The following is a 26,563-nucleotide window of genomic DNA, read 5'->3' as shown; positions in this document are numbered from 1 at the left end:
CCGCTAGCGGGGGCGGGCCGCTTGCAGCTCAGCGCGTACGGCCGGGGTGAGCACCTGACCGGCGCGCTCGACCAGCAGCGTCATCTGGTACGCCACGAGGCCCATGTCACAGTCGGGAGCCGCGAGGACGGCCAGACAGGACCCGTCGCTGATGGACATGATCATCAACAGCCCGCGCTGCATCTCGATGACGGTCTGGGTGACCATGCCGCCCTCGAAGACCCGCGCGGCGCCCTGCGTCAAACTGATCACGCCCGAGGCGACCGCGGCGAGCTGGTCGGCCCGGTCCTTGGGGAAACCCTCCGAGAAGGCCAGCGGCAGGCCGTCGGACGACACCACGACGGTGTGCGCGACGCCCGGCACGTTGTTCACGAAGTCGGTGATCAGCCAGCTGATGCCACGCGCTCCCTGGCTCATCTCTCTCATTTGTCCTCCTCATTCTCTTCTCCGCGGGTGAACGCGCGGCCTTGCCGCACTCCCTGCTGGAAGCTGGAGAGCCTGCTGCGCAACCGCTCGGGCGAGATCTGCGGCGGCGGTGACGTGGGCTGCGGCTCGGCGAGACTGGCCGTACCGGGCACGAGGTTGGCCTTGGGCACCCGGCGCGGCAGCCCCGAGGACGTCGTGCCGGCCTGGGCGGGCTGCGCGGCGGCCTGGGCCGCCTGGAAACCGGAGTCGGCGGGCGAGGACCACGACGCGCCGGCGCCCGACTGGCCGGGCCTGCGCTGCGGCAGCCCGGACCGGCCCACCGCCGGGGCGGCGGGCGGCGCGGCCGCCGGAGGGTCGGCGGGCACGGCCGGATGCACGGCGGTGATCTCGTGCTCGGGCTCCTGCTCCTGCTGGCGCAGCTGCTCGGGGTCGGGCCTGCGGAACCAGTCCGAGCCGACGGACGAGAAGATCGGCAGGAACTCCTCGCTCTGCTCCTCCAGGGGCGAGGTGCGCACCACGGGGAGCGGGCCGGTCAGGTCCTGGGAGGAGTAGTCGCCCTGGCCGAACGGGCCGTAGGCGCCCGGACGGCTCTGCTCGTACTGGTCGGCGGGCTTGGGCTCCTCCGCGCCGAACCCCGGCAGGTCGCCGAACGCCGCCCGGTAGGGCTCCTCGCCGAACGCCGAGGGGCGCGGCGGGTCGACCGACTCGAACAGGGACCGCCGCGGCGGCTCCTCGTTGAAGGCCGACTGGCCGAGCGAGGTGTCGCCGAAGGACGGCGAGCCGAAGGAGGACCAGCGGGGCTCCTCCGTCCCGCTCTGCGGCGGCTCGGTGGCGAAGGACGGCCAGCGGGGCTCGTCGTCCTGCAGCGGCGGCGGCTGCTCGGCGAAGGAGGGCCAGCGCTGCTCGCCCCACGGGGACTGGGCCTGCGGCTGCGGCTGCGGCTGGGCCGCGGGCGGCTCGTCGGCGAAGAACGGCTTGGGCTCGTCACCGAAGGACGGCTTCGGCTCATCGCTGAAGAACGGCTTGGGCTCGTCGGCGAAGAACGGCTTGGGCTCGTCACCGAAGGACGGCTTGGGCTCCTCGGCGAACGACGGCCAGCGCGGCTCGTCCCGGCCCGGCTCCTCGCCGAAGGATCCCCAGCGGGTCTCCTCCTGGGCCGACTCGTCGGCGAAGGACGGCCAGTTGCCGGTGCCCGGCGCGGGCAGCGAGCCCGGCCACTGCGTGTCCAGCACCCGGTCGGCCGCGTCGGGCGCGGAGACGGGGGCGCCGTTCTGGCTCGCCTCGGCGGGCGCGGCGGCGACGCCGAACTGGCTCGGGTCGAACGTGGTGAACGCCTCGTACTGGCTGCCGGGCTGCTGCGGCATGCCGGCGCCGCCGCTGATGAGCATGTCGGGCATCATCACCAGCGCGCTCAGGCCGCCGGTCTCCCGCATGCTGAGCTGGACGCGGATGCCGTGGCGCAGGGCCAGGCGGCCGACCACGAACAGGCCCATGCGGCGGGAGACGCCGACGTCCACGACGGGCGGGTTGGCCAGGCGCCAGTTGGCCTCGGCGAGCTCCTCGGGGCTCATGCCGATGCCCAGGTCGTTGATGGAGATCATGACGCCGCCGTCGGCGGCCACGCTGGAGACCTCGACCTTGCTCTCGCGCGGCGAGAAGGAGATCGCGTTCTCGATCAGCTCGGCGAGCAGGTGGACGGCGTCGGTGACGGCCGGGCCGACGATCAGCGTGCCGGACGGGATCTTGATCTGGACCCGCTCGTAGTTCTCGACCTCCGACAGCGAGGCGCGGGCGATGTCGACCAGCGGCACCGGCTCGCTCCACTTGCGCGCGGCCTCCTGGCCGGCGAGGACCAGGAGGTTCTCGCTGTTGCGGCGCATGCGGGTGGCCAGGTGGTCGAGGCGGAAGAGGTTGGCGAGCCGCTGCTCGTCCTCCTCGCCCTGCTCCAGGCCCTCGATGAGCTGCAGCTGCCGTTCGACCAGCGTCTGGCTGCGGCGGGAGAGGTTGACGAACATGGCGTTGACGTTGGCGCGTAGCTTGGCCTCGTCGCCGGCCAGCCGGAGCGCCTCGCGGTGGACCTCGTCGAAGGCCCGCGCCACTTCACCGATCTCGTCGCGGGTGTTGACGCCGACCGAGGGCACTTCGGGCATCTGCGCGCCGTCGCCGGACTCGCGCAGGATGCGGACGGTCTCGGGCAGCCGGGTGGTGGCCACCTGGAGCGCCTCGGCGCGCAGCCGGCGCAGCGGGCGGACCAGTGAACCGGCCACCCGGGTGGTGATGATCAGGACCAGCAGCAGCAGGACGAGGATGGTCGCGCCGCTGATGATGGCGTTGCGCTGCTCGGTGTCGCTCAGCTCGCGGGCCCTGGTCACGATCTTGGTGGCCAGGGAGTCCTCGACCTTGCGCATGGTGTTGCCGGCCAGCGTGGTGCTGTCGTACCAGCGGCTCAGGTCGCGAGCGGAGGTGACGTCGAGGTCGCGGATCCGGTTGTACTCGCGGACCTGGGCCAGGGCGCGCTGCCGCATGGCGTCGGCGCGGTCGATGTCCGGCCCGCGCATGCTCTTCTGGTAGGCGCGCAGGTCCGCCGGGTCGGCCTCCCGCTCGAAGGCGGTCAGCTCGGCCTGCTGGCGGCTCCACGAGCCGAGGAACTCCGACAGGTCGTCGTAGTCCAGCTCACGCTCGATGAGCGCGATCATGAGAATGGCCTGCTGCCTGGAGACTTCTTCCTTGACCCGCTGCAGCGAGCCGAGGGCGGCCACGTCACCCTGGAGGTCGTCGTCGTTCACGCCGTCGCCCAGGTCGCCCTGGATCGCGGAGAAGACGCCGATCATGGTGGTGTACGTGGTGATCGCGGCTCGCGGGGGCGTGCCCTCGGCCACCATCGACGTGCGGAGGCTGTCGAGGCCGGTGAGCCACCGGCGCATGTTCTCCACACCGTCGCGGATACGGGCCGAGTGCGCGGCGTCGATGGCGTTGGCCGAGGCCAGCACCTTCTTCTTGGCCGCGTCGACGGCCGCGCGCTGGGTCTTGAGCTGGACGAACCGCCCTGCCTTCGACTGGTCGGTCACGTACCACGCGGTGAGCGTGCGCTCCTTGGCCAGCTCGTGGTTGAGCCCGCCGATGCGCTGCACCAGCTCGGCGACCTGGGTCAGCCGGCGGTACTCGGAGCTCGTCCCGATGGCGTTGGCGAGCTGCACGCCCGCGAGGAGCACGCCCACGATGGTGGGGATGAGGATCAGCGCGATCAACCTCGAGCGCACACGCCAGTTCCCCAGCCGGAACCTTCCGCCTGTGTACTCCCCTGACCTCGTGTGCCTGGGGTTTTCCGTCCTCACTGACTCTCGCTACCTCTCGCCGGTACGTGCTCGAAAGAAATCAGACACGCGTGTGGCGCATGGGATTCTGTCCGGCTGGGTAATTGGAACACAGTCCGTACCAGACGGCCAACCGCACATTTCCCACTAAATGCACCCAAAGCGACACTTTGGGCGTCATATCGCCGTACACGTTTTCAGGCGGGCCGGAACGAATCCCGCTCCACGGGCGCCGCGTGCTTGACCATGAGGTGACGCGTCACCGAATACTCCTGCACCGCCTCCTGGCTCATGTCCTTGCCGAACCCGCTGCCCTTCACGCCGCCGTGCGGCGCCTCGCTGGCGATCGGCAAATGATCGTTCACCCAGGTCACGCCCACGTCGAGCCGATGGGACACGCGCATCGCCCGCGCGACGTCGCGCGACCACACCGACGAGGCCAGCCCGTACGGGGTGTCGTTGGCCAGCCGGACGGCCTCGTCCTCGCCGTCGAACGGCAGCGCCACAAGGACCGGTCCGAAAAGTTCACCTTGGACGATCTCGCTGTCCTGTGCGACATCGGTCACAAGCGTCGGCGGGTAGAAGAACCCCGGCCCCTCGACGGGCGCGCCGCCGTGCACGACCCGTCCGCCCGAGCGCGCGACGAAGCCGTGCACGCGCTCGCGGTGGGCGGCCGAGATCAGCGGGCCGATGTCCGTCGCCGGGTCCCAGGGGTCGCCCACGGTGATCTCGGCGAGGGTCGCCCGGATGGCCTCGACGGCGTCGTCGTAGATCTCGCGGGCGAGGTAGACGCGGGTGGCCGCGGTGCAGTCCTGGCCGGTGTTGTACGTGGCGCCCATGGCCACGCCGCGGGCCATCTCGGCCAGGTCGGCGTCCTGGAAGACCAGGGCGGGCGCCTTGCCGCCGAGTTCGAGGTGCACCCGCTTGAGCGTGGCCGCCGCGCCGGTCATGACCGCCCGGCCGGTGCCGGTCGAGCCGGTGACGCTGACCATGTCCACGCCCGGGTCGGTGACCAGCGCCTGGCCGACCTCGGCGTCGCCGGTGACCGCCTGGACGAGCCCTTCGGGCGCGCCCGCCTTGGCGAACAGCTCGGCCAGGCGCAGCGTCGTGCGCGGCGTCTGCGGCGCCGGCTTGATGACCACGGCGTTCCCGGCGGCCACGGCCGGGCCGACCTTCCACACCGCCATGACGAACGGGAAGTTCCACGGCGCGATCGACCCCACCACCCCGACCGGACGGCGCAGCAGCACCGAGGTGTAGCCGGCGCTGAACACCCCGGCCCCCGACCCTTCGAGCGAACGGGCGGCGCCGGCGAAGAAGCGCAGGTTGTCGACGGCGAAGGGCAGCTCGCCGTCCCTGAAGACGGCCGCCGGCTTGCCGGTCTCCTCCACCTCCAGCCGGGTCAGCTCCTCGGCGTCGGCCTCCACCAGGTCGGCCAGGCGCAGCAGCAGCCGCTGGCGCTCGGCGGGGGTGGTCTGGGCCCACTCCTCGAACGCGCCCCGGGCGGTCCGGACGGCCGCCGCCACGTCGGCCACCGGGGTGTCCGGGATCTCGGCGCACGGGAGGCCGGTGGCGGGGTTGATCAGTTCACGCATGGAAGGTCCTCGAAATCCCTACTGGCCGAGCTGTTCGATCAGGTCGGCGGCCTTGCGCAGGCCGTCGCGGCGGCGGATCTCCTCGCCCGCCGCGGCGAGCCTCGCGCGCATCTCGGTGTCGCCGAGCAGGCGCTCCACCGCGCCGGTCAGCTCCTCGTCGGTGAAGGTGTAGGTGGAAAGCCGGACGCCGTAGCCCAGCTCGTCCACCCGCTGGGCGTTGTCGTACTGGTCCCAGAACAGCGGCAGCACGATCATCGGCTTGCCGAAGTGCGCCGCCTCGGTGGTGGTGTTGTTGCCGCCGTGCGTGATGACCAGGTCGCACAGGGGGATGATCTTCGTCTGCGGCAGGAACTCGGCGCCGTACATGTTGTCGGCGAGCTTGATCTCCTCGTGCAGCGGGCCCTTGGAGACGATGTACTGGTGCCGCGTGCCGGCCAGGATGTCGATCACGCGCTGCATCAGCTCCACGTCGGAGGAGCCGAGTGAGCCGAGCGAGAAGTAGATGAGCGAGCCGTCATTACGCTCGAAGGGCAGCGTGAAGTCCTCGTCGGTCTCGCGGACCGAGGAGTCGAGCCGGTGCCAGCTCGGGCCGAGCGGGCGGGCGTCGGTGTAGTCGAGGATCTCGGGGAAGACGTAGAGGTTCAGGTCGCCCTCGTGGATGAAGTCCAGGTCGGGCAGCGGGGCGGTGCCCTGCTCGACGCACCACTCGTTGAAGGCGGTCCAGATCTCGCGGTGGGTGCGGTCGTACTCGGCGCGGAAGGCGTCCCAGCCGGAGCGGTCGTCCGCGGGCAGGCCGGAGAAGACCGGCGCGACGTTCTCGCCGCGCACCTCCAGCGGGTTGCAGGAGACGATCCGGACGTACTTCTTGCCCGCCGTGAGCAGCGCCGGGAACGTGATCACGTTGTCCTCGACGATCACGTCCGGGTTCACCCGCTCGATGATGGCCTTGAGCTGCGGCTCGCAGTACTTGGCGCCGTCGATGAGGGAGTCCCAGATGGGCTTGATGACGGTGTCGAGCTGCTCCAGCGTGCTCTTGCGGTACTCCGGCGCGGTCTCGCGGATGAAGTCCTTCCAGAACTGGCCGGCGTCCTGCTCCTCGGCGTTCTCGGGCGGCGGGGCCAGGTCGACGAGATCCTCCTCGAAGCCGAGCGCTTCGAGCTTGCCCTTCCAGGACGACTCCGCGGCGAAGACGACGCGGTGCCCGCGACGGCGGAGAATGTCGCCGACGCCGATGCAGTTGTTCGTGGGGCCGTACGCGCTCTCTGGCATGAACAGGATGGTGAGGGACATCGTGAACTCCGGGGGAACTCGTCAAATTGAAGAGGAATTCAAATACTCATCTAGCGTGAAGCGCAAGTTAAGTGCACTATGGTCACGGCCGATCTGAATGGTGACCAAACGCACGGGGGGTGGTGGTCGTGGCCCAGCGCAAAAGCCGTAGTGACCGGCGCATCGACTTGATCGAGGCCGCGCGCCGAGCCATCATCCGCCACGGCATCGACGGAGTACAGCTCTCGCACGTCGCCGAGGAGGCCGGTCTGACCTCCGGCGCCGTGCTCTACCACTACCCCGACCTGGGCGAACTGCTGGTCGAGGCGCAGCACGCGGGCATGGAGCGGTTCTACGAGCTGCGCATGCGCCGCCTGGCCGACTTCACCGACCCGGTCGAGAAGCTGGTCGTCACGATCCGGTCGGGGTTGCCGACCGGGCCGCTCGACCCCGACGTCCGCCTGCTCAACGAGCTGGGCGGCGCCGCGGGCCGCAACCGGGTCTACGGCGTGCTGCTCACCTCGCTGTACGACCGCCAGGTGTCGATGTACCAGGCGATCCTGGACACCGGGGCCGCGCTCGGGGTCTTCCGGCTGACGGCCGACTCCGTGACCGTCGCGCGCAACCTGGTGGCCCTGGAGGACGCCTACGGCTACCGCATCACCGCCAGGCACCCGCTGATCGGCCCCGACGAGGCGGCCGAGCTGATCCTGTCGTACGCGCGGGCGGCGACGGGCAACGACCTGGCTCATTGATCGACCGCCATGATGACGGCGTCCTGGGCCTCCCAGCGCACCTTCACCTTGGCGCCGGGCTGCACCGTGCTCGCCCCCTGCACCGCGGCGAGCACGGGCTTGGCCCGTCCCGGCACGTCCACGGAGATGTGCGAGACGCCGCCGTAGAAGCTCACGTCCAGGACGCTGCCCTTCAGGCCCCGCGTCGCGTTCTCGTCGGCCAGCTCGATCTTCTCGGGCCGCACCGCGAGCAGCGCCTTGGAGTCGGCGGCCAGGTCTTCGAGCGGCGTGCCGGCCAGCATGCCGAACTCCTCGCTCTTGATCCCGTCCAGGCCGGTGCAGACGCCCTCGAACAGGTTGTTCGCCCCGACGAAGTCGGCCACGAACGGCGAGCGCGGGCGCTCGTACAGGGCCACGGGGGCGTCCACCTGGCGCACGCTGCCGCTGTCGAAGACCGCGATGCGGTCGGCCAGCGACATGGCCTCCTCCTGGTCGTGCGTGACGACCACGAAGGTGATGCCGACCTCGCTCTGCAGCCGCTTGAGCTCCAGCTGCATGTCCGCGCGGACCTTCTTGTCCAGGGCCGACAGCGGCTCGTCGAGCAGCAGCAGCCGCGGCCGCTTGACGATGGAGCGGGCCAGCGCGACCCGCTGCCGCTGGCCGCCGGACAGCTGCGCGGGCTTGCGCGAGGCGTGCGCCGACAGGCCCACGGTCTCCAGCACCTCGCCGACCCGCTGCTTGATCTCCTGCCGGGGCAGCTTCTCCCGCTCCAGGCCGTAGGCCACGTTCTTGGCCACGGTCATGTGCGGGAACAGCGCGTACGACTGGAACATGAGGCTGATCGGCCGCCGGTTGGGCTGCTTGGACAGCAGGTCCTCGCCGTCGAGCGTGACCGTGCCGGCGTCCGGCGTCTCGAACCCGGCGATGATGCGCAGCAGGGTGGTCTTGCCGCAGCCGGAGGGCCCGAGCAGGGCGAAGAACTCGCCCTGCTCGATCTCCAGCGAGACGCCGTCGAGCGCGGTGACGTCACCGAACCTGCGGGTGACCCCGTCAATCCTGAGCACGTGATTTCCCGATCTTGGTCATCCGCTGCCCGGCGATCACCGCCGTGAAGCTCACGAGGAGCAGGATCGCGGCCAGCGCGTTGATCTTCGGGGTCACCCCGAAACGAACCATTGAGTAGATGACGATCGGCAGCGTCGGCTCGGCGTTGCCGATCGTGAAGAAGGCGATCACGAACTCGTCCAGCGACAGCGTGAACGCCAGCAGCGCCCCGGCGACGATCCCGGGCACCAGCTGCGGCAGCGTGACCTTCATGAACGTGACCACCGGCCCGGCCCCCAGGTCGCGCGAGGCCTCCTCCAGCGAGGTGTCGGCGTTGGTGAGCCGGGTGCGCACCACCGCCGCGACGAACGCCATCGAGAACACGGCGTGCGCGATGGTCACCGTGGGCAGGCCCAGCGCGAACTGGGCGTCCCACTGGGCCAGGAAGGTGTTGATCAGGGCGTACAGGACCAGCAGTCCGATCCCGAGCACCAGGTCGGGCAGCACGGCCGGCATGAGCGAGATCGCGTCGAGCAGCTTCGATCTGGTGTACCGGGCCAGGCCGACGGCCAGCAACGTGCCCAGCACGGTGGCGATCGCCGTCGAGCCGAGGGCCACGATCAGGGTGTTGACCAGGCCCTCTCGGATCTTCTCGTCGGCGGCCAGCTCGCCGTACCACTTGAGGCTGAAGCCCTCGTAGGTGTAGGCCGACTTGCCGGAGTTGAACGACATGACGACCAGGACGATGATCGGCACGTACAGGAAGGCGTAGGTCGCCCAGAACGGCACGTACAGCAGCTTGGGTCTACGCACGGCGGGCCGCCCACGCCTGCACGAGCAGCAGCAGGATCAGCACCGCGATCAGCGCCAGCACCAGCGCCGAGCCGAACGGCCAGTCGCGCGCGACCAGGAACTGGTTGCGGATCAGGTTCCCCACCATGATGGACTTGTTGCCGCCGAGCATCTCGGGGATGACGAAGTTGCCGAAGCTCGGCACGAACACGAACATCGCCCCGGTCAGCGCGCCGGGCAGGGTGAGCGGCAGCGTCACCTTCCGGAACGTGGTGAACGCCGAGGCCCCGAGGTTCGCCGACGCCTCGCGCAACTGCGGGTCGAGCTTCTCGATCGAGGAGTACAACGGCAGCACCATGAGCGGCAGGTACGAGTAGAGCAGCCCGGTGACGATCGCGCCCTGGGTGTACAGCAGCTCCATCTCCTTGCCCAGCAGGGAGCTGAGCAGCCCCTGACTGCTGAGCATGATGATCCACGCGTAGACGCGGATGATGAAGTTCGTCCAGAAGGGCAGCACGACCGCCACCAGGGCGATCGTCTTCCACTTCGACGGGAGCTGGGCGATCAGGTACGCCGTCGGGTAGCCGAGCAGCAACGCGATCAGCGTGGCGATCGTCGCCATCTTCAGCGAGTCGCCGACGACGTTCAGGTAGAGGGAGTCGAACAGGCGCTGGAAGTTCTCCAGCGTGAACTCGTAGACGATGCCCCCGAAGCGCCCCCGCTGGAAGACGGTGTAGCTGAGCACCAGCGCCAGCGGCACGAGGAGGAGCACGACCAGGTACGTCAGACCTGGCGAAAGGAAAACGAACGCGCCCAGCCGGCGACCCCGCTTACGGGACACCGGCCGGGCCTTGACCTCGGATCTCACTGCACCAACGACTATCCGGCCGTGACTTCCTGCGACAGGCGGCTGAACTTGGTCGACGCCTGTCCCAGGTCGATGATCGACTCACCGTTGAGCAGTTCCGCCGGCTTGATGTCCAGCAGCGAGCCCTTGGGGATGGTCACCTTGTCCATGGCGGCCTTGTTGGGGACCTTGTAGTTGATGTTCTCGGCCGCCCAGCGGTGGATCTCCGGGTCGAGGATCATGTTGATGAAGGCGTGGGCCGCCTCCTTGTTCTTGGAGGACTTCATGATCACCATGGTGTCCACCCAGAGGTCGCTGCCCTCCTTCGGCACCACGAACTTGATGTTCTGCTTCTCGTCCGTGGTCGGGCACCAGCCGTCCCACGCCTCGACCATGATGGCCTCGCCGGACTTCAGCCGGTCGCCGAAGGTGGTGTCGTCGTAGCGCAGCAGGTGCGGCTTCTGCGAGACCAGGAGCTCCTTGGCCTTGGCGATCTCCTCGTCCTTCTCGGTGTTGACCGAGTAGCCGAGCGCCTTGAGCGCGGGCAGGACCAGCCAGCGCTCGGTGGTCATCATGGTGACCTTCTTCTCGGCCCAGGAGGCGGGCTTGAGGATGTCGTTCCAGCTCGTCGGCGGCGTCTTCACCAGGTCGCTGCGGTAGCAGATGCCGGTGGTGCCCCAGGTGTAGGGCACCGAGTACTTGTTGCCCTTGTCGTAGGAGAGCTGCGTGGCCTCGGGGTAGAGATTGGCCAGGTTGGGGATCAGCTCCGCGTGGATGGGCTCCAGCAGGCCCTGGGCGTTGAGCGCCTGGGCGTACTGGCCGGACACGAACGCCACGTCGATGCCGCTGTCGCCGGAGGCGGTCAGCTTGGCCATCGCCAGCTCGTTCGTGTCGTGGTTGGTGATCCCCATCTCCTTGACCTTGAGCTGCTGCTTGACCTTCTCGGGCAGCTCCTCCGGGGTGTAGCCCGGCCAGACGGTCACCTGGAGCGACTGCTTGGTCAGGTCGGCGTTGGGCTGGAGCTGTTCGGCCTTGGCCGCGGTCGTGCCGTCTGAGCTGCTCGACGACCCACCGCCGCACGCCGCGACGGCTAGCGCGAGGCCGGCCACCGCCACGGCGGCCGGAAGACGACGGGTGAACCGGTTACGGGACACGGCCGCTACTCCTTCTGGTGCTGAGGATTGAGGGGTCGCGCGACCTTACTGGACACGGCAGACCAGAGCAGGAGTGTTGCAGCAGAAATCAACATGAGCAAGACTTTTCCCGACATTGCTACCAGGAAGTTTGATCAGAGTGTTGAATCGAGATTCAATAACGGAGTCGCCTCATCCCGGTCCGTGAGGGACCTCTCACCTCGCGTACGGACCGCCTTTGGGCCGCGCTCTTCGCGCCATCTCTCCCAGCCGTAATCTATCGGCTCGGGAGCGTGCGATCCCTGGCGGGTGCTCAGCGAACGGGTGAACGATCCGGATCCGCTCAGAGCGGGTTATCGGTCGCGGTGACACCGCGCGGACCCCACTGGCGCATGGAGGCAGGGGCGGCCCGGAGCGAGCACCGGGGGCGGGACCGTACCCTCCTGACCGGCGCAGGCGCTTTTCCCCTAATACGCGGACGGGCTCCGAAGAGGGCGAAGTTGCAGCGGATATCAACATGAGCGAGACTTCCTTCCACACGTCGATCGGGAACGATGGTCAATCTGTTGAACTGGGATTCAATTGCGCCTCGGCTCGCCGCCCTCGCGGCGGAGCCCGTCTCCGACCGGGATCACGGCCTGTCCGCGAGCCTGCTGCGGGCGCTGGCGCACGACCCGCCGCCCCCGTTCGCCGTCCGCCGGTTCCATGACCTTCCCGTCCTCGCGGCGACGGCCGCCGAGCGCGGCTTCGGGCCGCACGTCGACCAGACCAACCACTCGGTCGTGGTGGACGAGCGGATGGTCGTGAAGTGGCTGGCCCCGCCGGTCCCGCTGCCCCACCCGACGCCCGAGATCTTCGCCCACCTCGTCGAGGTCGGCTTCACCGGCACCGCGCCCCCGTACCTGGCGCTGACCCGCGCGTCGGACGCCGGCGAGGAGCTGCTCGCGCTGGTGACCGGCTACCTGCCCGAGGCGCGCGACGGCTGGGAGTGGTGCGTGGACGAGGCCGAGTCCGGCGGCACGCGGTTCGCCGGCGAGCTCGGCCGGCTGGCCGCCGACCTGCACGTCGCGCTGTCCACCCTGCCCGGCGGCTCGTCCGCGCGGCAGGCGGACCCGGCGGCGCGGGCCGCGGACGCGCTGGCCGAGGCGCTCGCCCTCACCGGCGGCGCCGACGGCGCGTGGCTGGCCACGCGGGCCGGCGCCCTGGCCGGCGAGCTGGAGCCGCTGCGCGCGGGCTTCGCGGGCCCGGTGATCAGGATCCACGGCGACCTGCACGTCGGCCAGATCCTGCGGTGGCGCGACGGCTACGCCGTGATCGACTTCGACGGCAACCCGACCGTGGCCGACACCGGCGTGCGCCAGCCGGCCGCCAGGGACGTCGCCCAGCTCACCACCAGCCTGGAGCACGTGGCCCAGGTCGCCGTCAAGCGCCGGGGCACCCCGCCCGCCCACGCCGCGGCCTGGGCGGCGCGGGCCCGGGCCGGCCTGCTGGACGCCTACCGCGACCGCCTGTCCGGCCTCGGCCGCTCCGACCTGCTGGAGGAGACCCTGATCCGCCCGTTCGAGGTCGAGCAGGAGTGCCGCGAGCTGATCTACGCCGCCCGCCACCTGCCCCGCTGGCGCTACGCCCCCATGGGCGTGCTGCGCACCTGGTACCCCGAGGAGAACCTGCCGTGAATCCCGAGCTCTACCTGGCCGACCTGGAGGCCAAGCCCGCCGCCCTGGCCGCCCTCGCCGACAGGCTGCGCGCGGCCGATCCCTTCGCCGGGCTGCCCGAGGGCGTGCGCCGGGTGCTGTTCCTCGGCATGGGCAGCTCCCGGTACGCCGCCGGGGTGGCGGCCCTGCGCCTGCGCGCGGCCGGCGTGGACGCCTACGCCGACTACGCCTCGGCCGCGGCGACCTACCCGGCCGGGCCGGACACGCTGGTCGTGCCGATCTCGGCCACCGGCGGCAGCCGCGAGACCCTCGACGCCCTCGCCCGCTACGCCGGGGGCCCGTCGTACGTGGCCGCGATCACCAACGTGCCCGGCTCGCCCGTCACCGAGGCGGCCGACCTGGTCGTCCCCATGGGCGCGGGCGAGGAGCGCGGCGGCGTGGCCTGCCGGACGTTCCAGCACACGCTGGCCCTGCTGCTGGCGCTCGAAGCCCGGCTCACCAGGACGGGCGGCGACCTGCCCGCGCTGCTCACCCGCGCCGCCGAGGCCACCCGCGACCTCCTGGACCGCCGGGACGAATGGCTCCCGCTGACCATGGAGCTCCTGGACGGGCCCCACGGCGTCTACACGATCGCCCCCGCCGAGCGGCTGTCGTCGGCCGAGCAGTCGGCGCTGATGTTCCGCGAGGGCCCGCGCCGCGCGGCCGACGCCTGCGAGGCGGGCGACTGGTCGCACGTCGACGTCTACCTCACCAAGACCCTCGACTACCGGGCGCTGCTCTTCCCCGGCTCCCGCTACGACGAGCAGGCCATGGACTGGGTGCGCGAGCGCGGCTCCACGGTGATCTCCGTGGGCGGCGAGGTGAAGGACGCCGCGGCGGCGATCCGCTACGCGCACGACGACGACCCCGGCGTGGCGCTGCTCACCGAGACGCTGGTGGCCGAGCTGGTGGCCGCGTACTGGTGGAACGCTCAGTAGGGACGGGCGCCGATCACGTGCTCGACCAGGGTGATCAGGGTGTTCTTGACCGACTGGCGGGCCCGCGCGTCCGTGCGCACGATGGGCACCTGCGGTGAGAGCGTGAGCGCCTCGCGCACCTCGCTCTCCACGTGCGGGAAGCGACCGTCCCAGCCGTTCAGGCCGACGACGAACGGCAGCCCGGCCTCCTCGAAGTAGTCGACGGCGGGGAAGCTGTCGGCCAGGCGGCGGGTGTCCACCAGCACGACCGCGCCGATCGCGCCGCGCACCAGGTCGTCCCACATGAACCAGAACCGGTGCTGGCCGGGCGTGCCGAACAGGTAGAGGATCAGGTCGCGTTCGAGGGAGACGCGGCCGAAGTCCATCGCGACCGTGGTGGTGGACTTGCCCGGGGTGTGCGCGAGGTCGTCGATGCCGGCCGAGGCGTCCGTCAGCACGGCCTCGGTGGTCAGCGGCACGATCTCCGACACCGCGCCGACGAAGGTGGTCTTCCCCACGCCGAACCCGCCCGCCACGACGATCTTCGTCGAGGTGAGCGCTGGGCTAGAGCCGGCGAAGTCCACTCAGGACCCTCTCCAGCAGCCTGCGGTCCGGCAGCCCGGCCTCCAGCTGCGGCTGGTAGACCTTGACCAGCCCGTCCGCCTCCATGTCGGCGACCAGCACCCGCGCCACGCCGAGCGGCACGGCCAGCAGCGCGGAGATCTCGGCCACCGAGCGCACCTGGCGGCACAGCTCGCTGATCGCGCGGTACTCGCGGGTGTAGGTCATGCCGAGCCGGGCCGAGGTCGCCGACGAGACCAGCGCCTCCATGGCCAGGCCGGTGCGCGGCGCCGTCCTGCCGCCGGTCACGGCGTACATGCGCACCAGCGAGCTGCGCTGGGGCTCCGGCTCCCCGTCATGCCACGATGCCAACGTCCACTCCCATCACCAGGGGCGCGCGGATGACAACTCCGCCCGTACGGCAGGGGTCAGCACCTGCCCCGTGCGTTCGACCAGAATCGTCATCTGGTACGCCACCAGGCCCATGTCACAGTCGGGCGCGGCCAGCACCGCCAGGCACGACCCGTCGCTGATCGACATCACCAGCAGCAGCCCGCGTTCCATCTCCACCAGGGTCTGCGTGACGCCGCCGCCCTCGAACACCCGCGCCGACCCCTGCGTCAGGCTGACCAGCCCGGCCGCGATGGCGGCGAGCTGGTCGGCGCGGTCCTTGGGGAAGCCGCGGGAGAAGGCCATCGGCAGGCCGTCGGCGGAGACGACCACGGCGTGGGCCACGCCGGGCACCTCCTCGACGAACGCGCTCACCAGCCAGTTGATGTCCCTGGCCCCCTGGCTCAGTTCCTTCATCAGTCCTCCTCTAGCTCGGCTCGGCCCTTGCGCACGCCCTGCTGGTAGCTGGCCAGCCGGCTGCGCAGCCGGTCGGGGGACGGCGGAGGAGCCGGCACGGGCGGCGGCTGGGGAACCGCGGTACCCGGTACCAGATTCGCTCGCGGCGTGCGCTTGGGCAGGCCGGAGTTCGTGGTGCCGCCTTGGGCGGGCTCGGCGGTCGTGTTCGCCGCCTGCCAGCCCTGGTCGGCGGGCGACGACCAGGCCGGGTCCCGCCGGTCGGCGGTCGGCGCGGCCTTGCTGAACCAGCTGCTCTCCTCGACGGAGGCGAAGATCGGCAGGAACTCGTTCCCGGCCGCCGGCCCGGCCGGCTCGGGCCCTGTGGCGAACGACGGGTACGACGCCCCGGACGCCGGCGGCTCCGGCTGCTCGACCGACTGCGAGGAGGACGAGGTGAACCACGACGACTCGGACGCCGACGGCATGGGGTCGAACGACGGGTGCCCGTAGGCGGGCATCGGGGCCGTGGGCGGCGCGTACGACTCGGCGCCCTGGAAGGGCTCGGCACTCTGGAACGGGTCGGCGCTGCGGAACGGGTCGGCGCTTCGGAACGGCTCAGCGCTTCGGAACGGCTCGGCGCTCTGGAACGGCTCGGCAGTCTGGAAGGACTCGGCGCTCTGGAAGGGCTCGGCGCGTCCCTGGTCCGGGCGGCCCACGGCGGACATGGCCGGGGTGTGCGCGGCCGCGGCCATCGAGCCGTGCAGGTGCCCGGCCACCGTGCCGGGGACGGCGGCGAGCAGCATCTCCGGGATCAGCACCATCGCGGTCAGCCCGCCGATGTCCTGGCGGCGGAGCTGCACCTTGATGCTGTGCCGCAGCGCCAGCCGCCCGACCACGAACAGGCCCATCCGCCGCGACACGGACACGTCCACGACCGGCGGGTGGGCCAGCCGCCAGTTGGCCTCGGCCAGTTCCTCGGGGGTCATGCCGATGCCGTTGTCGGTCACCGAGACCATCAGCCCGCCGCCGTCGATGCGGCTGCTGGAGATGATCACCTTGGTGTCCTTCGAGGAGAACGAGACCGAGTTCTCGACCAGCTCGGCCAGCAGGTGCACCACGTCGGTGACGGCCTGCCCGGCGATGGCGACGTCCGACTGCGCCTGGACGCTGACCCGGTCGTAGCTCTCGACCTCGCCGAGCGCCGCGCGCACGATGTCCATGAGCTCGACCGGCTCGCTCCACTTGCGCGCGGCCTCCTGACCGGCCAGGACCAGCAGGTTCTCGCTGTTGCGGCGCATGCGGGTGGCCAGGTGGTCGAGCTTGAACAGGTCGCCGAGGCGCTCGTCGTCGCGCTCGCCGCGCTCCAGGCGCTCGATCAGGGTGAGCTGCCGTTCGACCAGGGTCTGGCTGCGCCGCGACAGGTTGACGAACATCGCGTTGACGTTGGAGCGCAGCCGCGCCTCGTCGCCCGCCAGCCGGACGGCCTCGCGGTGCACCTCGTCGAAGGCGCGGGCGACCTCGCCGACCTCGTCCCTGGAGAAGATGCCGATGGGCGGCACCTCGGCGTCGACCGCGCCGTCGCGCGACTCGCGCAGATGCTGGACGAAGTCCGGCAGGCGGCGCCCGGCGATCTCCAGCGCCTCGCCGCGCAGCCTGCGCAGCGGCCGGACCAGCGACCTGGCCACGCCGGTGGTGATCAGCAGGACGGCGACCAGCAGCGCGAGCACCGCGCCCGCGATGACCAGCGCCCGCCGCTGCTCCTCGGCGCTGAGCGTGGCGCTGCGCGCCACGATCCCGGCGGCCTGGCGCTGCTCGACCTTGCGCATGGAGTCCACGACGACGTTGGAGGCGTCGAACCACTCCTTGGCGTCGTCGCGCTTGGCCAGGTCCAGCCCGCGCAGCGGCAGCGAGGCCGAGGCCCTGATGAGCACCAGCTCGCGCAGGAACAACATGCGGTCGGCGCTGCGGCCGTTGACGGTCTCGTCGAAGAAGCGGCGCTCGTCGGCGGTGGCCTCGGCGGCGAAGCCCCTGCGGTCGGCGGTCTCGGCGGACAGCTCGCCGAGGAAGCGCTTGAGCTGGTCCTGGCCGAAGGCGCCCTCGACGAGGACGGTGGTGAGCAGCGCCTGCTGGTAGGAGACGCTCTCCTTGGCCCTGGCCAGGCCGTCCAGCATGCGGGTCTGGCGGAACAGCTCGTCGTCGGAGCTGCCCTTGATCAGTTCGGTGTGGATGGAGAGGAGGTCGCCGATCACCGTCGTGTAGAGGTCGACGGCGGGGCCGGGCAGCAGGTCGGCGTCCATCGCCTGCTCGCGCAGCGAGGTCAGGTCGTCCAGGCGGGTGAGCATGTTCTCGATCTGGTCGGCGGTGCGGCCCTCGACGTCGGCCAGGATCTGCTGGGCGGTGCCGCGTACCTCCCTGATGGCGACGTCCACCTGGTCCATCTGGGACCGGACGCCGCCGAGCCCGTTCACGGGCCGGTTCCTGGCGATGTACCAGGCGGTCTTGGCCCGCTCACCGGCGAGCTGGTGGGTCAGGTCGCCCACCTGCTCCGACAGCACGGCTAATCGGTTCGTCCGGTCGTAGTCGGCGGCGGCGCCCGTCGAGGACAGCACCTGGACGCCGCCCAGCAGCACGGCGGCGGCGGTCGGCACCAGGATGAGGGCGACCAGGCGCGCACGTACGCGCCAATTGCGCAGGCGCCAGTTGCCTTCGACGGCCTGCCGCTCGCCCAGCTGTGTTGTCACCGAACGCACCTCGCCCGAATCGGCGTATTTGTCAGGGCTGTGGCCCTTGGGAGAAATCAGCAAGTGCGGGTAATTGGAACACATCCTAAGCGGAGGTGGCCACCCGCACATATCGGTGCGAAATTCAACTTCTGTGCCCAGTGGGACGAAAGCTGGAGCCCCATCTCGCCGCCCACTCAACCAGAAATAGCCCCCTATACATTCGTATGTCCATCTATGGGCGTTTAGTTCGTTCCAAGCGCATAACACGGGAGGAGCAGCCAGGTCTCTCACAGGTCACAGCGTTGAGATTTGCGTTATTCACCGCATATGTTGAGCCCTCGGCAATCGAGGAGGCGAGGGTGCGGGATTCTCCCGACAGCGCGGCCATCAGCGTCGAAGGGCTTTGGAAGATCTTCGGATCCAGGGCGCAAAAGGTGCTGGACAGCGAGGACAGACACCTCGACCCCGCCGCTCTGCGAGAGAAGACCGGTTGCACCGCCGCCGTCCGCGACGTGAGCTTCGAGGTGCGCCCCGGCGAGGTCTTCGTCGTCATGGGCCTGTCGGGCAGCGGCAAGTCCACCCTCGTACGCTGCCTGACCAGGCTCGTCGAGCCCACCGCCGGCCGCATCAGCATCGGCGGCGAGGACGTCGGCCGCGCCTCCCCCGCCCGGCTGCGCGAGCTGCGCCGCCACCGGGTCAGCATGGTCTTCCAGCACTTCGGCCTGCTGCCGCACCGCAGGGTCATCGACAACGTCGCCTACGGCCTGGAGATCCAGGGCACCCCCAGGGCCGCCAGGCACGCGCGGGCCGCCGAGATCCTCACCCTCGTCGGCCTCGACGGGTACGCCGGCGCCTACCCCGACCAGCTCTCCGGCGGCATGCAGCAACGCGTCGGCCTGGCCCGCGCGCTGGCCGTCGATCCCCAGGTCATGCTGTTCGACGAGCCGTTCAGCGCGCTCGACCCGCTGATCCGGCGGGACATGCAGACCGAGGTGATCCGGCTCCACCGCGAGGTCGGCAAGACGATGGTGTTCATCACCCACGACCTGTCCGAGGCGCTCAAGCTGGGCGAGCGCATCGCCATCATGCGGGCCGGCTCGATCGTGCAGCTGGGCACGGCCGAGGAGCTGGTGGGCGCGCCGGCTGACGACTACGTGGCCGACTTCGTCCGCGACGTGCCGCGCAGCCACGTGCTGACGCTGCGCTGGATCTGCCGCGCCCCCGAGCCCGGCGAGCCGCTGGACGGCCCCCAGCTCCCCGCCACCACCCTGGTCAAGGACGCCATCGCCGCGGCCTCGGCCTCCTCCCGCCCGATCCGGGTGATGGACGGCGACGAGCTGACCGGCGTCGTGGACCGAGTGGACCTGCTGTCCTTCCTCGCCGGCGCGGACGCCGCGGTGAGGGCAGGCGCGTGAGCACCACCGCGGTCAGCGCCCCCACCAGGCTCAAGATCCCCAGATGGGCCGCTCCCGCCGGGGTCGCGGTCCTGTTCGCGGTGGCGTACCTGGTCTTCCGCGGCACCGGGACGCTGCCGCACGACAAGGAGGCGCCGCAGTTCCTGGCGGTCACCGAGCTGCGCGAATGGATCGACGACCACCGCAACGAGAGCCCGCTCTTCCTGTACTTCCTCAACTACATCCGGCTGTTCGTCGACGGCGTCTACACCTTCTTCCAGACCGTGCTCACCGCCCTGAACTGGCCGGGTCTCATCGGCGTCCTGGCCGCGCTGGCCTGGCTCGCGGGCGGCTGGCGCATCGCGCTGCTCGCGGCGGCGGGCGTGGGCGCGTTCGGGGTGCTCGGCCTGTGGCAGTCGAGCGTGGACACGCTGGCGCTGGTGGCGGCCTCGGTGCTGCTGTCGCTGGCGGTCGGCGTGCCGCTCGGCGTCTGGGCCGGGCTGTCGGCGCGGGTGCGGCGGGTGCTGACGCCGGTGCTGGACGTCATGCAGATCATGCCGACGTTCGCCTACCTGGCGCCGCTCGTGCTGTTCTTCCACATCGGCGCGCCGGCCGGGGCCATCGCGACGATGATCTACTCGATCCCGCCCGCGATCCGGATCACCGCGCTGGCCGTCGAGGGGGTCTCCGCCACGGCGGTCGAGGCGTCGGCGTCGCTCGGCGCGACCCGCCGTCAGACGCTGTTCAAGGTGCAGCTGCCGCTGGCCCGTCCGACGATGGCGCTGGCGGTGAACCAGACCATCATGATGGCGCTGTCGATGGTCGTGATCGCGAACCTGATCTCGGCCCCCGGCCTGGGCGGCGACATCATCCGCGGCCTGTCGCGGGCCCAGGTCGGCATCATGCTCCCGGCGGGCCTGGCCATCGTGGTCATGGCCGTCGTGCTCGACCGCATGCTCATGTCGGTGGCCCGCCGCGAGGCGCACGCGTCGCTCGGCCGGCCGGACCTGGCGGTCGCGGCGGCGCTGGCGGTCGCGGGCGTGGCGGCCGGGCTCGCGCTGCCCGCGGGCTGGCCCGACGGCCTGACGGTCACCTTCGCCGGCGCGGTGAACGACGCCGTCCGCTGGGCGGAGACGACCTGGTACCCGGTCACGACGTTCGTCAAGGACCTGACCTCGGCCTTCCTGCTCAACCCGCTGGAGGGCCTGCTCACCTCCGCCCCGTGGTGGCTGGTCGCCCTCGCGGTGCTGGCCCTGGCCTGGCGGGTGAGCGGGGTACGCCCGGCGCTGACCGCGCTCGGCTGCCTGCTGGCGATCGCGCTGCTCGGCGTGTGGGAGCACGCCATGCAGACGATGACCACGGTCGCGGTGGCGGTGCTCGTCACCCTCGTCGTCGGCCTGCTGCTGGGGGTGGCCGCGGCCCGCTCGCCACGCTGGTCGGCCGTTCAGCGCCCGCTGCTGGACGCCGCCCAGACCATGCCCGCGTTCGTCTACCTGCTCCCGGCGCTGGCCCTGTTCGAGACGACCCGGTTCACCGCGATCTTCGCCTCGGTGATCTACGCGGTGCCGCCCGTGGTGCGCCTGGTCGAGGACGGCATCAGAGGGGTGCCCGGCACGGTCGTCGAGGCGGCCGCGTCGGCCGGCTCGACCCCGGGCCAGCTGCTGTGGAAGGTGCAGCTGCCGATGGCGCGGCGGGCCATCCTGCTCGCCGCCAACCAGGGCATCGTGATGACGCTGGCCATGGTCGTCGTCGGCGGCCTGGTCGGGGCGGGCGCGCTCGGCTACGACGTGGTCGTCGGCTTCTCCCAGCGCACGGATTTCGGCATGGGCTTCGTGGCGGGCATCGCGACCGTCCTGCTCGGAGTCATGCTCGACCGCATCACGCAGGGCGCCGACAGGCGCCCTTCCCCCCGAAAGAGGAAGCGCACATGAAGATTCGCCTGCTCGCAGGCCTGCTCGTTGTCGGCCTCACCGCCGTGGGTTGCGGCGGTGGCGCCAAGGTGGAGACCTCCCCCAGCTCCGCCGCCCCGTCGGCCGGCGCCGCCTCAGGCGCGGCGACGACCGGCACCGTCAAGATCGCGATCAACCCGTGGGTCGGTTACGAGGCCAGCGCGAACGTCGTCGCCTACCTGCTGAAGAACGAGCTCAAGTACGACGTGCAGCTGCCCGAGATCAAGGAGCAGGTCGCCTGGGAGGGCTTCGAGACGGGCGACGTGGACGTCATCATCGAGAACTGGGGCCATCCGGACCTGAAGAAGAAGTTCATCGACGAGAAGAAGGTCGCGCTCTCGGCGGGCTCCACCGGCAACAAGGGCGTCATCGGCTGGTACGTGCCCAAGTGGATGGCCGACAAGTACCCCGACATCACCGACTACAAGAACCTGAACAAGTACGCCGACCTGTTCAAGACGTCGGAGTCCGGCGGCAAGGGCCAGCTCCTCGACGGCGACCCGAGCTACGTCACCAACGACGAGGCCCTGGTCAAGAACCTCAAGCTGAACTACAAGGTGGTGACCGGCGGCAGCGAGGCGGCCCTGCTCAAGGCGGCCGAGCAGGCGCAGGCGCAGAAGAAGGCGCTGCTGTTCTACTTCTGGACGCCCCACTGGCTGTTCGACAAGGTCGAGCTGACCCGGGTGAACCTGCCCCCGTACACCGAGGGCTGCGACGCCGACGCCAAGAAGGTCGCCTGCGACTACGCCGAGCTGGACCTCGACAAGATCGTCAGCAAGAAGTTCGCCGACACCGGCGGCAAGGCGTACGAGCTGGTCAAGAACTTCAGCTGGACCAACGAGGACCAGAACGCGGTCGCCAACGACATGACCAACAACGGCCTGACCGGCGAGCAGGCCGCCAAGAAGTGGGTCGAGGTCAACACCGCCAAGTGGCAGGCCTGGCTCCCCAAGTGACCCCTCTTGACCGCGTCCGCGCCGGCCGCCCGCCGGCGGAGGCGCGGTCGCGGAGACCTCTCATGCGAACCAAGAAGCTGGCCGGGCCGCTGCTCGCGGCCCTGCTCCTGACGTCCTGCTCCGGCGGCGCCCCCGAGACCGGGGCCGCCGCCAAGGGCACGGTCAACATCGACGTGCACGCCTGGGTCGGGTACGAGGCCCAGGCCGCCGTCCTGGCCTACCTGCTCGAACACGAGCTGGGTTACAAGGTCAACACGCGCAAGAACAACGAGAGCGATTCCTGGCGCGATTTCGAATCCGGCAAGGTCGACGTGATCGTCGAGAACTGGGGACACAACGACCTGAAGAAGGAGTACATCGAGCAGAAGAAGGTGGCGCTGTCGGCCGGGCTCACCGGCAACAAAGGCGTGATCGGTTGGTACGTCCCCGAGTGGATGACCAAGAAATATCCCGACATAACCGACTATCGGAACCTGAACAAGTACGCACACCTATTCCGGACCGCCAAAACCGGAAATTTGGGTCAGGTACTCGACGGGGACCCGACATTCGTCACCAACGACGAGGTTCTCATCAAGAACCTCGGCCTCGATTACAAGGTCGTCTACTCCGGCAGCGAGGACGCGCTGATCAAGGCCGCGCAGACGGCGGCGCGCACCCGCACGCCCCTGCTCATGTATTTCTACGAACCGCAATGGCTGTTCACCAAGGTCAAACTGGTCAAGGTCAACCTGCCCCCGTACGCGGTCGGCTGCGACGACGTGCCCGCCAGGGTCGCCTGCGACTACCCGCCGTACCTGCTGGACAAGATCGTCAGCAGGCGGTTCGCCGAGCGCGGCGGGAAGGCGTACGAGCTGGTGCGCAACTTCACCTGGACCAACGACAACCAGAACGCCGTGGCCGCCGAGATGATCAACGGCAAGAAGACCGCCGAGCAGGCCGCCCGGCAGTGGGTGGAGGAGAACAAGATCGTGTGGAAGGACTGGATCCCGCGTTGAGCTTCGACTTCGTCATCGTGGGCGGCGGCTCGGCCGGCTGCGCCCTGGCCAACCGGCTGAGCGCCGATCCGTCGGTGTCCGTGCTGGTGCTGGAGGCGGGCCGGCCGGACTACCTCTGGGACGTCTTCATCCACATGCCGGCCGCGCTGATGTTCCCCATCGGCAGCCGGTTCTACGACTGGAAGTACGAGTCCGAGCCAGAGCCGCACATGAACGACCGGCGCATCTACCACGCGCGCGGCAAGGTGCTGGGCGGCTCCAGCAGCATCAACGGGATGATCTTCCAGCGCGGCAACCCGCTGGACTACGAGCGCTGGGCCGCCGATCCCGGCATGGAGAACTGGGACTACGCCCACTGCCTGCCCTACTTCAGGCGCATGGAGAACTGCCTGGCCGACCCCGGCTCCCCCTTCCGTGGCGACGACGGCCCGCTGAAGCTGGAGCGCGGCCCGGCCCGCGGCCCGCTGTTCGAGGCGTTCTTCGAGGCGGTCCAGCAGGCCGGCCATCCGCTCACCGACGACGTGAACGGCTACCGCCAGGAGGGCTTCGCCGCCTTCGACCGCAACGTCCACCGGGGCCGCCGGCTCAGCGCGGCCCGCGCCTACCTGCATCCGGTGCGCCGCCGTCCCAACCTCACGGTCAGGACGCGGGCCCACGTGGAGAAGGTGCTCTTCGACGGGACGCGGGCGGTGGGCGTCCAGTGCGGCGGCGAGCGCATCGAGGCGCGCGAGGTCGTGCTGTGCGGCGGCGCGATCAACACCCCGCAGCTCCTCCAGCTGTCCGGGGTCGGGCCGAAGGCGCTGCTGGAGTCCGTGGGCGTCCGGGTGGTGCACGACCTGCCGGGCGTCGGCGAGAACCTCCAGGACCATCTGGAGGTCTACGTCCAGCACGCCTGCACGCAGCCGGTCTCGCAGCAGCCGTCGCTGGCGATGTGGCGGCGGCCGTTCATCGGCGCCGACTGGCTGTTCCTGCGGCGCGGCCCCGGCGCCACGAACCACTTCGAGGCGGGCGGGTTCATCCGCTCCAACGACGACGTCGCGTACCCGAACCTGATGTTCCACTTCCTGCCGATCGCCGTGCGCTACGACGGCTCGGCGCCGGCCGGCGGGCACGGCTACCAGGTGCACATCGGCCCGATGTACTCCGACGCCCGCGGCTCGGTGCGGATCCGGTCGGCCGACCCCCGCGCCAAGCCCGCGCTGCGCTTCAACTACCTCTCCACCGAGCAGGACCGCCGCGAGTGGGTGGAGGCGATCAGGCACGCCCGCGCCATCCTGTCCCAGCCCGCCTGGGCCGGCCTGGACGGCGGCGAGATCTCCCCCGGCCCGGACGTCCGGACCGACGAGGAGATCCTGGCCTGGGTGGCCAAGGACGGCGAGACCGCCCTGCACCCGTCGTGCACCTGCAAGATGGGCGTGGACGACCTGGCCGTGCTCGACCCCGCCACCATGCGCGTGCACGGCCTGGACGGCCTGCGCGTCGTGGACGCCTCCGCCATGCCGTACGTCACCAACGGCAACATCTACGCTCCGGTCATGATGCTCGCCGAGAAGTCCGCCGACCTGATCCTCGGCAACACCCCCCTCGCCCCCGACACCACGGCCTTCCACCGCCACGCCTGACCCGGTCTAACGGTCCAGACGCTGGTACAGGCGGACAGACAGGACGAAGAAGACGACGGTGATCGCCACCGGCCACAGCACCGCCATCGTCACGGCGTGCTGGGCCACCCACGAGTCGCCGCCCCAGCCCGGGTTGCCGAACAGCTGCCTGGCGGCGGCGACCGTGGAGGAGAGCGGGTTCCACTCCGAGATCGCGCCCAGCCAGCCGGGCATGGTGCCGGGCGCGACGAAGGCGTTGGACAGGAAGCCGATCGGGAACTCCAGCGTCTGGATCGCGACCACCGCGCCCGGCTCCCGGGTGAGCAGGCCGAGGTACATGCCCGCCCACAGCAGGGCGAAGCGCAGGAGCAGCAGCAGGCCGATCGCGCCCAGCGCGCCCCCGGCCGAGGCGGGCCGCCAGCCCACCGCCAGGCCGCACAGCAGCAGCCCGCCCAGGATCAGGACCGAGTTGAGCAGGTCGGCCACGGCCCGCCCGACCAGCACGGCCGAGGGCGCCATGGGCATCGACCGGAACCGGTCGGTGACGCCCTTGGAGACGTCGGAGGACACGGCGATCATGGTGGAGCTCAGGCCGAAGAGCATCGTCATGCCGTACATGCCGGGCATGAGGAAGGCGAAGTAGTCGGCCCCCGCGGGCACCTCGACGGCGCCGCCGAACAGGTAGCCGAAGGCCAGGGTGATCATCACGGGGAAGAGCACCCCGAAGACCACCGTCATGGGCTGGTTGGCCCAGTGGATCAGGTCGCGGCGGGCGACGGTCCAGCCGTCGGCCAGCGCCCATCTGAGTGCGGTCATCGATCGCCTCCCGCGGTCGTCAGGTTCAGGAAGACCTCGTCGAGGGTCGGCCGGCGCAGCGCGACGTCGGCGGCCTCGATGCCGGCCGCCGCCAGCGCGGGCAGGACCTGGGTGAGCGCGCTCACCCGCTCGGCCACGGGGGCGCTGACGTGCCGGGTGTCCCGGTCGATCTCGGCGGGGCCCGCGGCGGCCGCCGAGAGGATCGCTGCCGCCTCGTCGAGCCGCGCCGGGTCGTTGATCACCACGTCGAGCCGGTCGCCGCCGAGCTTGGCCTTCAGCTCCTCCGGCGTGCCCTCGGCCGCCAGCCGGCCGGAGTCGATCACCGCGACGCGGTCCGCGAGCTGGTCGGCCTCCTCCAGGTACTGGGTGGTCAGCAGCACGGTCGTGCCGCCCGCGACCAGCTCGCGCACCGCGTTCCAGATCCCGGCGCGGCTGCGCGGGTCGAGACCGGTGGTGGGCTCGTCGAGGAAGAGCACGGGCGGCGCCAGGATCATGCTCGCGGCCAGGTCGAGCCGCCTGCGCAGGCCGCCGGACAGCTCCTTGGCCGGGCCGTCGTGCCCGGTCAGGCCGAAGCGCTCCAGCAGCTCGGCGGCCCGGGCGCGGGCGGCCGGCGCGCTCAGGTGGTAGAGGCGGCCGAACAGCTCCAGGTTCTGCCTTCCGGTCAGGATCTCGTCCACGGCCGTCTGCTGGCCGACCAGGCCGATGGCGGCGCGGACCCGGCGGGGCTCGGCCGTCACGTCGAACCCGGCCACCTCCGCCCGGCCGGCCGAGGGGCGAAGGAGCGTGGTGAGGATGCGGACGGCGGTGGTCTTCCCGGCGCCGTTGGGCCCGAGCAGGCCGTAGACGGTGCCGGCGGGCACGTCGAGATCGATGCCGTCGAGCGCCGTCTTCGAGCCGTACGTCTTGCGCAGGCCCTGGGCGAGCACTGCGGACATGGCCACCTCCCTATCGAATCGTACGGCGTACCGTACAACATACGATCGACGCATGCAACCGTACGGTGTACCGTACGAG

At 70.5% G+C, this 26,563-nt stretch carries 22 protein-coding genes; 8 read left to right on the top strand and 14 right to left on the bottom strand.

The window, feature by feature from the left end; all coding sequences use genetic code 11:
• Positions 1-3: 3 nt before the first annotated feature.
• The 4 genes from ACIBK9_RS32935 to ACIBK9_RS32920 form a co-directional block, all read right to left on the bottom strand.
• Positions 4-417 (bottom strand): roadblock/LC7 domain-containing protein, encoded by a 414-nt coding sequence (locus ACIBK9_RS32935; RefSeq protein WP_201760494.1) that lies wholly within the window; start codon positions 415-417, stop codon positions 4-6.
• Positions 418-422: 5 nt separating this feature from the next.
• On the bottom strand, positions 423-3,686 hold the full coding sequence (locus ACIBK9_RS32930; protein ID WP_397162539.1) for a nitrate- and nitrite sensing domain-containing protein: 3,264 nt from the start codon (positions 3,684-3,686) through the stop codon (positions 423-425).
• 251 nt (positions 3,687-3,937) lie between these two features.
• Complete coding sequence (locus ACIBK9_RS32925; RefSeq protein ID WP_397162538.1) at positions 3,938-5,335, bottom strand: aminobutyraldehyde dehydrogenase; 1,398 nt, start codon at positions 5,333-5,335, stop codon at positions 3,938-3,940.
• An 18-nt stretch (positions 5,336-5,353) separates the two neighbouring features.
• The gene (locus ACIBK9_RS32920; protein WP_397162537.1) at positions 5,354-6,625 is read right to left on the bottom strand and encodes a glycosyltransferase; all 1,272 of its coding nucleotides are present in this window, start codon (positions 6,623-6,625) and stop codon (positions 5,354-5,356) included.
• 128 nt (positions 6,626-6,753) lie between these two features.
• On the opposite strand from ACIBK9_RS32920, the gene ACIBK9_RS32915 reads away from it, so the two are divergent.
• Positions 6,754-7,359: a TetR family transcriptional regulator gene (locus ACIBK9_RS32915; RefSeq protein WP_352350268.1), complete on the top strand. Its 606-nt coding sequence runs from the start codon at positions 6,754-6,756 to the stop codon at positions 7,357-7,359.
• Here ACIBK9_RS32915 and ACIBK9_RS32910 read toward each other — a convergent pair.
• The 4 genes from ACIBK9_RS32910 to ACIBK9_RS32895 form a co-directional block, all read right to left on the bottom strand.
• A complete protein-coding gene (locus ACIBK9_RS32910) occupies positions 7,353-8,402 on the bottom strand; it encodes an ABC transporter ATP-binding protein (RefSeq protein ID WP_397162536.1) in 1,050 nt (349 codons plus the stop codon). The two genes, ACIBK9_RS32915 and ACIBK9_RS32910, sit on opposite strands and share 7 nt — an antisense overlap.
• Positions 8,389-9,195 (bottom strand): ABC transporter permease, encoded by an 807-nt coding sequence (locus ACIBK9_RS32905; RefSeq protein WP_358283695.1) that lies wholly within the window; start codon positions 9,193-9,195, stop codon positions 8,389-8,391. Before ACIBK9_RS32905 ends, ACIBK9_RS32910 begins: the two co-directional genes overlap by 14 nt.
• Positions 9,188-9,946, bottom strand: a complete 759-nt coding sequence (locus ACIBK9_RS32900; RefSeq protein WP_352350262.1) for an ABC transporter permease — start codon at positions 9,944-9,946, stop codon at positions 9,188-9,190. Before ACIBK9_RS32900 ends, ACIBK9_RS32905 begins: the two co-directional genes overlap by 8 nt.
• A gap of 107 nt (positions 9,947-10,053) precedes the next feature.
• Positions 10,054-11,175 (bottom strand): spermidine/putrescine ABC transporter substrate-binding protein, encoded by a 1,122-nt coding sequence (locus ACIBK9_RS32895; protein WP_357971184.1) that lies wholly within the window; start codon positions 11,173-11,175, stop codon positions 10,054-10,056.
• Positions 11,176-11,720: 545 nt separating this feature from the next.
• On the opposite strand from ACIBK9_RS32895, the gene ACIBK9_RS32890 reads away from it, so the two are divergent.
• Both ACIBK9_RS32890 and ACIBK9_RS32885 read left to right on the top strand, forming a co-directional pair.
• Complete coding sequence (locus tag ACIBK9_RS32890) at positions 11,721-12,830, top strand: hypothetical protein (protein ID WP_397162535.1); 1,110 nt, start codon at positions 11,721-11,723, stop codon at positions 12,828-12,830.
• Positions 12,827-13,786, top strand: coding sequence for an SIS domain-containing protein (locus tag ACIBK9_RS32885; protein WP_397162534.1), 960 nt, complete (start codon positions 12,827-12,829; stop codon positions 13,784-13,786). The genes ACIBK9_RS32890 and ACIBK9_RS32885 overlap by 4 nt, the downstream gene beginning before the upstream one ends.
• On the opposite strand, the gene ACIBK9_RS32880 is transcribed toward ACIBK9_RS32885, so the two are convergent.
• The 4 genes from ACIBK9_RS32880 to ACIBK9_RS32865 form a co-directional block, all read right to left on the bottom strand.
• Positions 13,780-14,349 carry an ATP/GTP-binding protein gene (locus tag ACIBK9_RS32880; RefSeq protein ID WP_358283685.1) on the bottom strand — a complete coding sequence of 190 codons (570 nt, stop codon included), beginning with the start codon at positions 14,347-14,349 and terminating at the stop codon, positions 13,780-13,782. The two genes, ACIBK9_RS32885 and ACIBK9_RS32880, sit on opposite strands and share 7 nt — an antisense overlap.
• On the bottom strand, positions 14,330-14,644 hold the full coding sequence (locus ACIBK9_RS32875) for a DUF742 domain-containing protein (protein WP_229824241.1): 315 nt from the start codon (positions 14,642-14,644) through the stop codon (positions 14,330-14,332). Before ACIBK9_RS32875 ends, ACIBK9_RS32880 begins: the two co-directional genes overlap by 20 nt.
• A 66-nt stretch (positions 14,645-14,710) precedes the next feature.
• Positions 14,711-15,133: a roadblock/LC7 domain-containing protein gene (locus tag ACIBK9_RS32870; protein ID WP_352321436.1), complete on the bottom strand. Its 423-nt coding sequence runs from the start codon at positions 15,131-15,133 to the stop codon at positions 14,711-14,713.
• Positions 15,133-17,853, bottom strand: a complete 2,721-nt coding sequence (locus ACIBK9_RS32865; protein WP_397162533.1) for a nitrate- and nitrite sensing domain-containing protein — start codon at positions 17,851-17,853, stop codon at positions 15,133-15,135. Before ACIBK9_RS32865 ends, ACIBK9_RS32870 begins: the two co-directional genes overlap by 1 nt.
• 341 nt (positions 17,854-18,194) lie before the next feature.
• On the opposite strand from ACIBK9_RS32865, the gene ACIBK9_RS32860 reads away from it, so the two are divergent.
• The 5 genes from ACIBK9_RS32860 to betA all read left to right on the top strand — a co-directional run bounded on the left by ACIBK9_RS32860 (position 18,195) and on the right by betA (position 24,754).
• Positions 18,195-19,250, top strand: coding sequence for a glycine betaine/L-proline ABC transporter ATP-binding protein (locus ACIBK9_RS32860; protein WP_387667788.1), 1,056 nt, complete (start codon positions 18,195-18,197; stop codon positions 19,248-19,250).
• Positions 19,247-21,160, top strand: coding sequence for an ABC transporter permease (locus tag ACIBK9_RS32855; RefSeq protein WP_397162532.1), 1,914 nt, complete (start codon positions 19,247-19,249; stop codon positions 21,158-21,160). Before ACIBK9_RS32860 ends, ACIBK9_RS32855 begins: the two co-directional genes overlap by 4 nt.
• Positions 21,157-22,134: an ABC transporter substrate-binding protein gene (locus ACIBK9_RS32850; protein WP_397162531.1), complete on the top strand. Its 978-nt coding sequence runs from the start codon at positions 21,157-21,159 to the stop codon at positions 22,132-22,134. Before ACIBK9_RS32855 ends, ACIBK9_RS32850 begins: the two co-directional genes overlap by 4 nt.
• 62 nt (positions 22,135-22,196) lie before the next feature.
• Positions 22,197-23,132 carry an ABC transporter substrate-binding protein gene (locus tag ACIBK9_RS32845; protein ID WP_397162530.1) on the top strand — a complete coding sequence of 312 codons (936 nt, stop codon included), beginning with the start codon at positions 22,197-22,199 and terminating at the stop codon, positions 23,130-23,132.
• Positions 23,108-24,754, top strand: a complete 1,647-nt coding sequence (betA, locus tag ACIBK9_RS32840; protein WP_397162529.1) for a choline dehydrogenase — start codon at positions 23,108-23,110, stop codon at positions 24,752-24,754. The genes ACIBK9_RS32845 and betA overlap by 25 nt, the downstream gene beginning before the upstream one ends.
• A 6-nt stretch (positions 24,755-24,760) precedes the next feature.
• On the opposite strand, the gene ACIBK9_RS32835 is transcribed toward betA, so the two are convergent.
• Positions 24,761-25,549 (bottom strand): ABC transporter permease, encoded by a 789-nt coding sequence (locus tag ACIBK9_RS32835; RefSeq protein WP_397162528.1) that lies wholly within the window; start codon positions 25,547-25,549, stop codon positions 24,761-24,763.
• Positions 25,546-26,484, bottom strand: a complete 939-nt coding sequence (locus ACIBK9_RS32830) for an ATP-binding cassette domain-containing protein (RefSeq protein WP_397162527.1) — start codon at positions 26,482-26,484, stop codon at positions 25,546-25,548. Before ACIBK9_RS32830 ends, ACIBK9_RS32835 begins: the two co-directional genes overlap by 4 nt.
• Between the last annotated feature and the right edge of the window lie 79 nt (positions 26,485-26,563).

This window comes from Nonomuraea sp. NPDC050227, from assembly GCF_044459705.1.
Classification (GTDB): Bacteria; Actinomycetota; Actinomycetes; order Streptosporangiales; family Streptosporangiaceae; genus Nonomuraea.
Note: the sequence above shows the minus strand (reverse complement) of the source record. Positions and strands in the feature narration are given on the sequence as shown.

Bases quoted from the DNA above. Each gene is read 5' to 3' on its own strand.
- ACIBK9_RS32935 (WP_201760494.1), bottom strand. From the start codon at position 417: ATGAGCCAGGGAGCGCGTGGCATCAGCTGGCTGATCACCGACTTCGTG.
- ACIBK9_RS32925 (WP_397162538.1), bottom strand. From the start codon at position 5,335: ATGCGTGAACTGATCAACCCCGCCACCGGCCTCCCGTGCGCCGAGATC.
- ACIBK9_RS32920 (WP_397162537.1), bottom strand. From the start codon at position 6,625: ATGTCCCTCACCATCCTGTTCATGCCAGAGAGCGCGTACGGCCCCACG.
- ACIBK9_RS32875 (WP_229824241.1), bottom strand. From the start codon at position 14,644: ATGTACGCCGTGACCGGCGGCAGGACGGCGCCGCGCACCGGCCTGGCC.
- ACIBK9_RS32870 (WP_352321436.1), bottom strand. From the start codon at position 15,133: ATGAAGGAACTGAGCCAGGGGGCCAGGGACATCAACTGGCTGGTGAGC.
- ACIBK9_RS32850 (WP_397162531.1), top strand. From the start codon at position 21,157: ATGAAGATTCGCCTGCTCGCAGGCCTGCTCGTTGTCGGCCTCACCGCC.
- ACIBK9_RS32845 (WP_397162530.1), top strand. From the start codon at position 22,197: ATGCGAACCAAGAAGCTGGCCGGGCCGCTGCTCGCGGCCCTGCTCCTG.
- ACIBK9_RS32835 (WP_397162528.1), bottom strand. From the start codon at position 25,549: ATGACCGCACTCAGATGGGCGCTGGCCGACGGCTGGACCGTCGCCCGC.
- ACIBK9_RS32830 (WP_397162527.1), bottom strand. From the start codon at position 26,484: ATGTCCGCAGTGCTCGCCCAGGGCCTGCGCAAGACGTACGGCTCGAAG.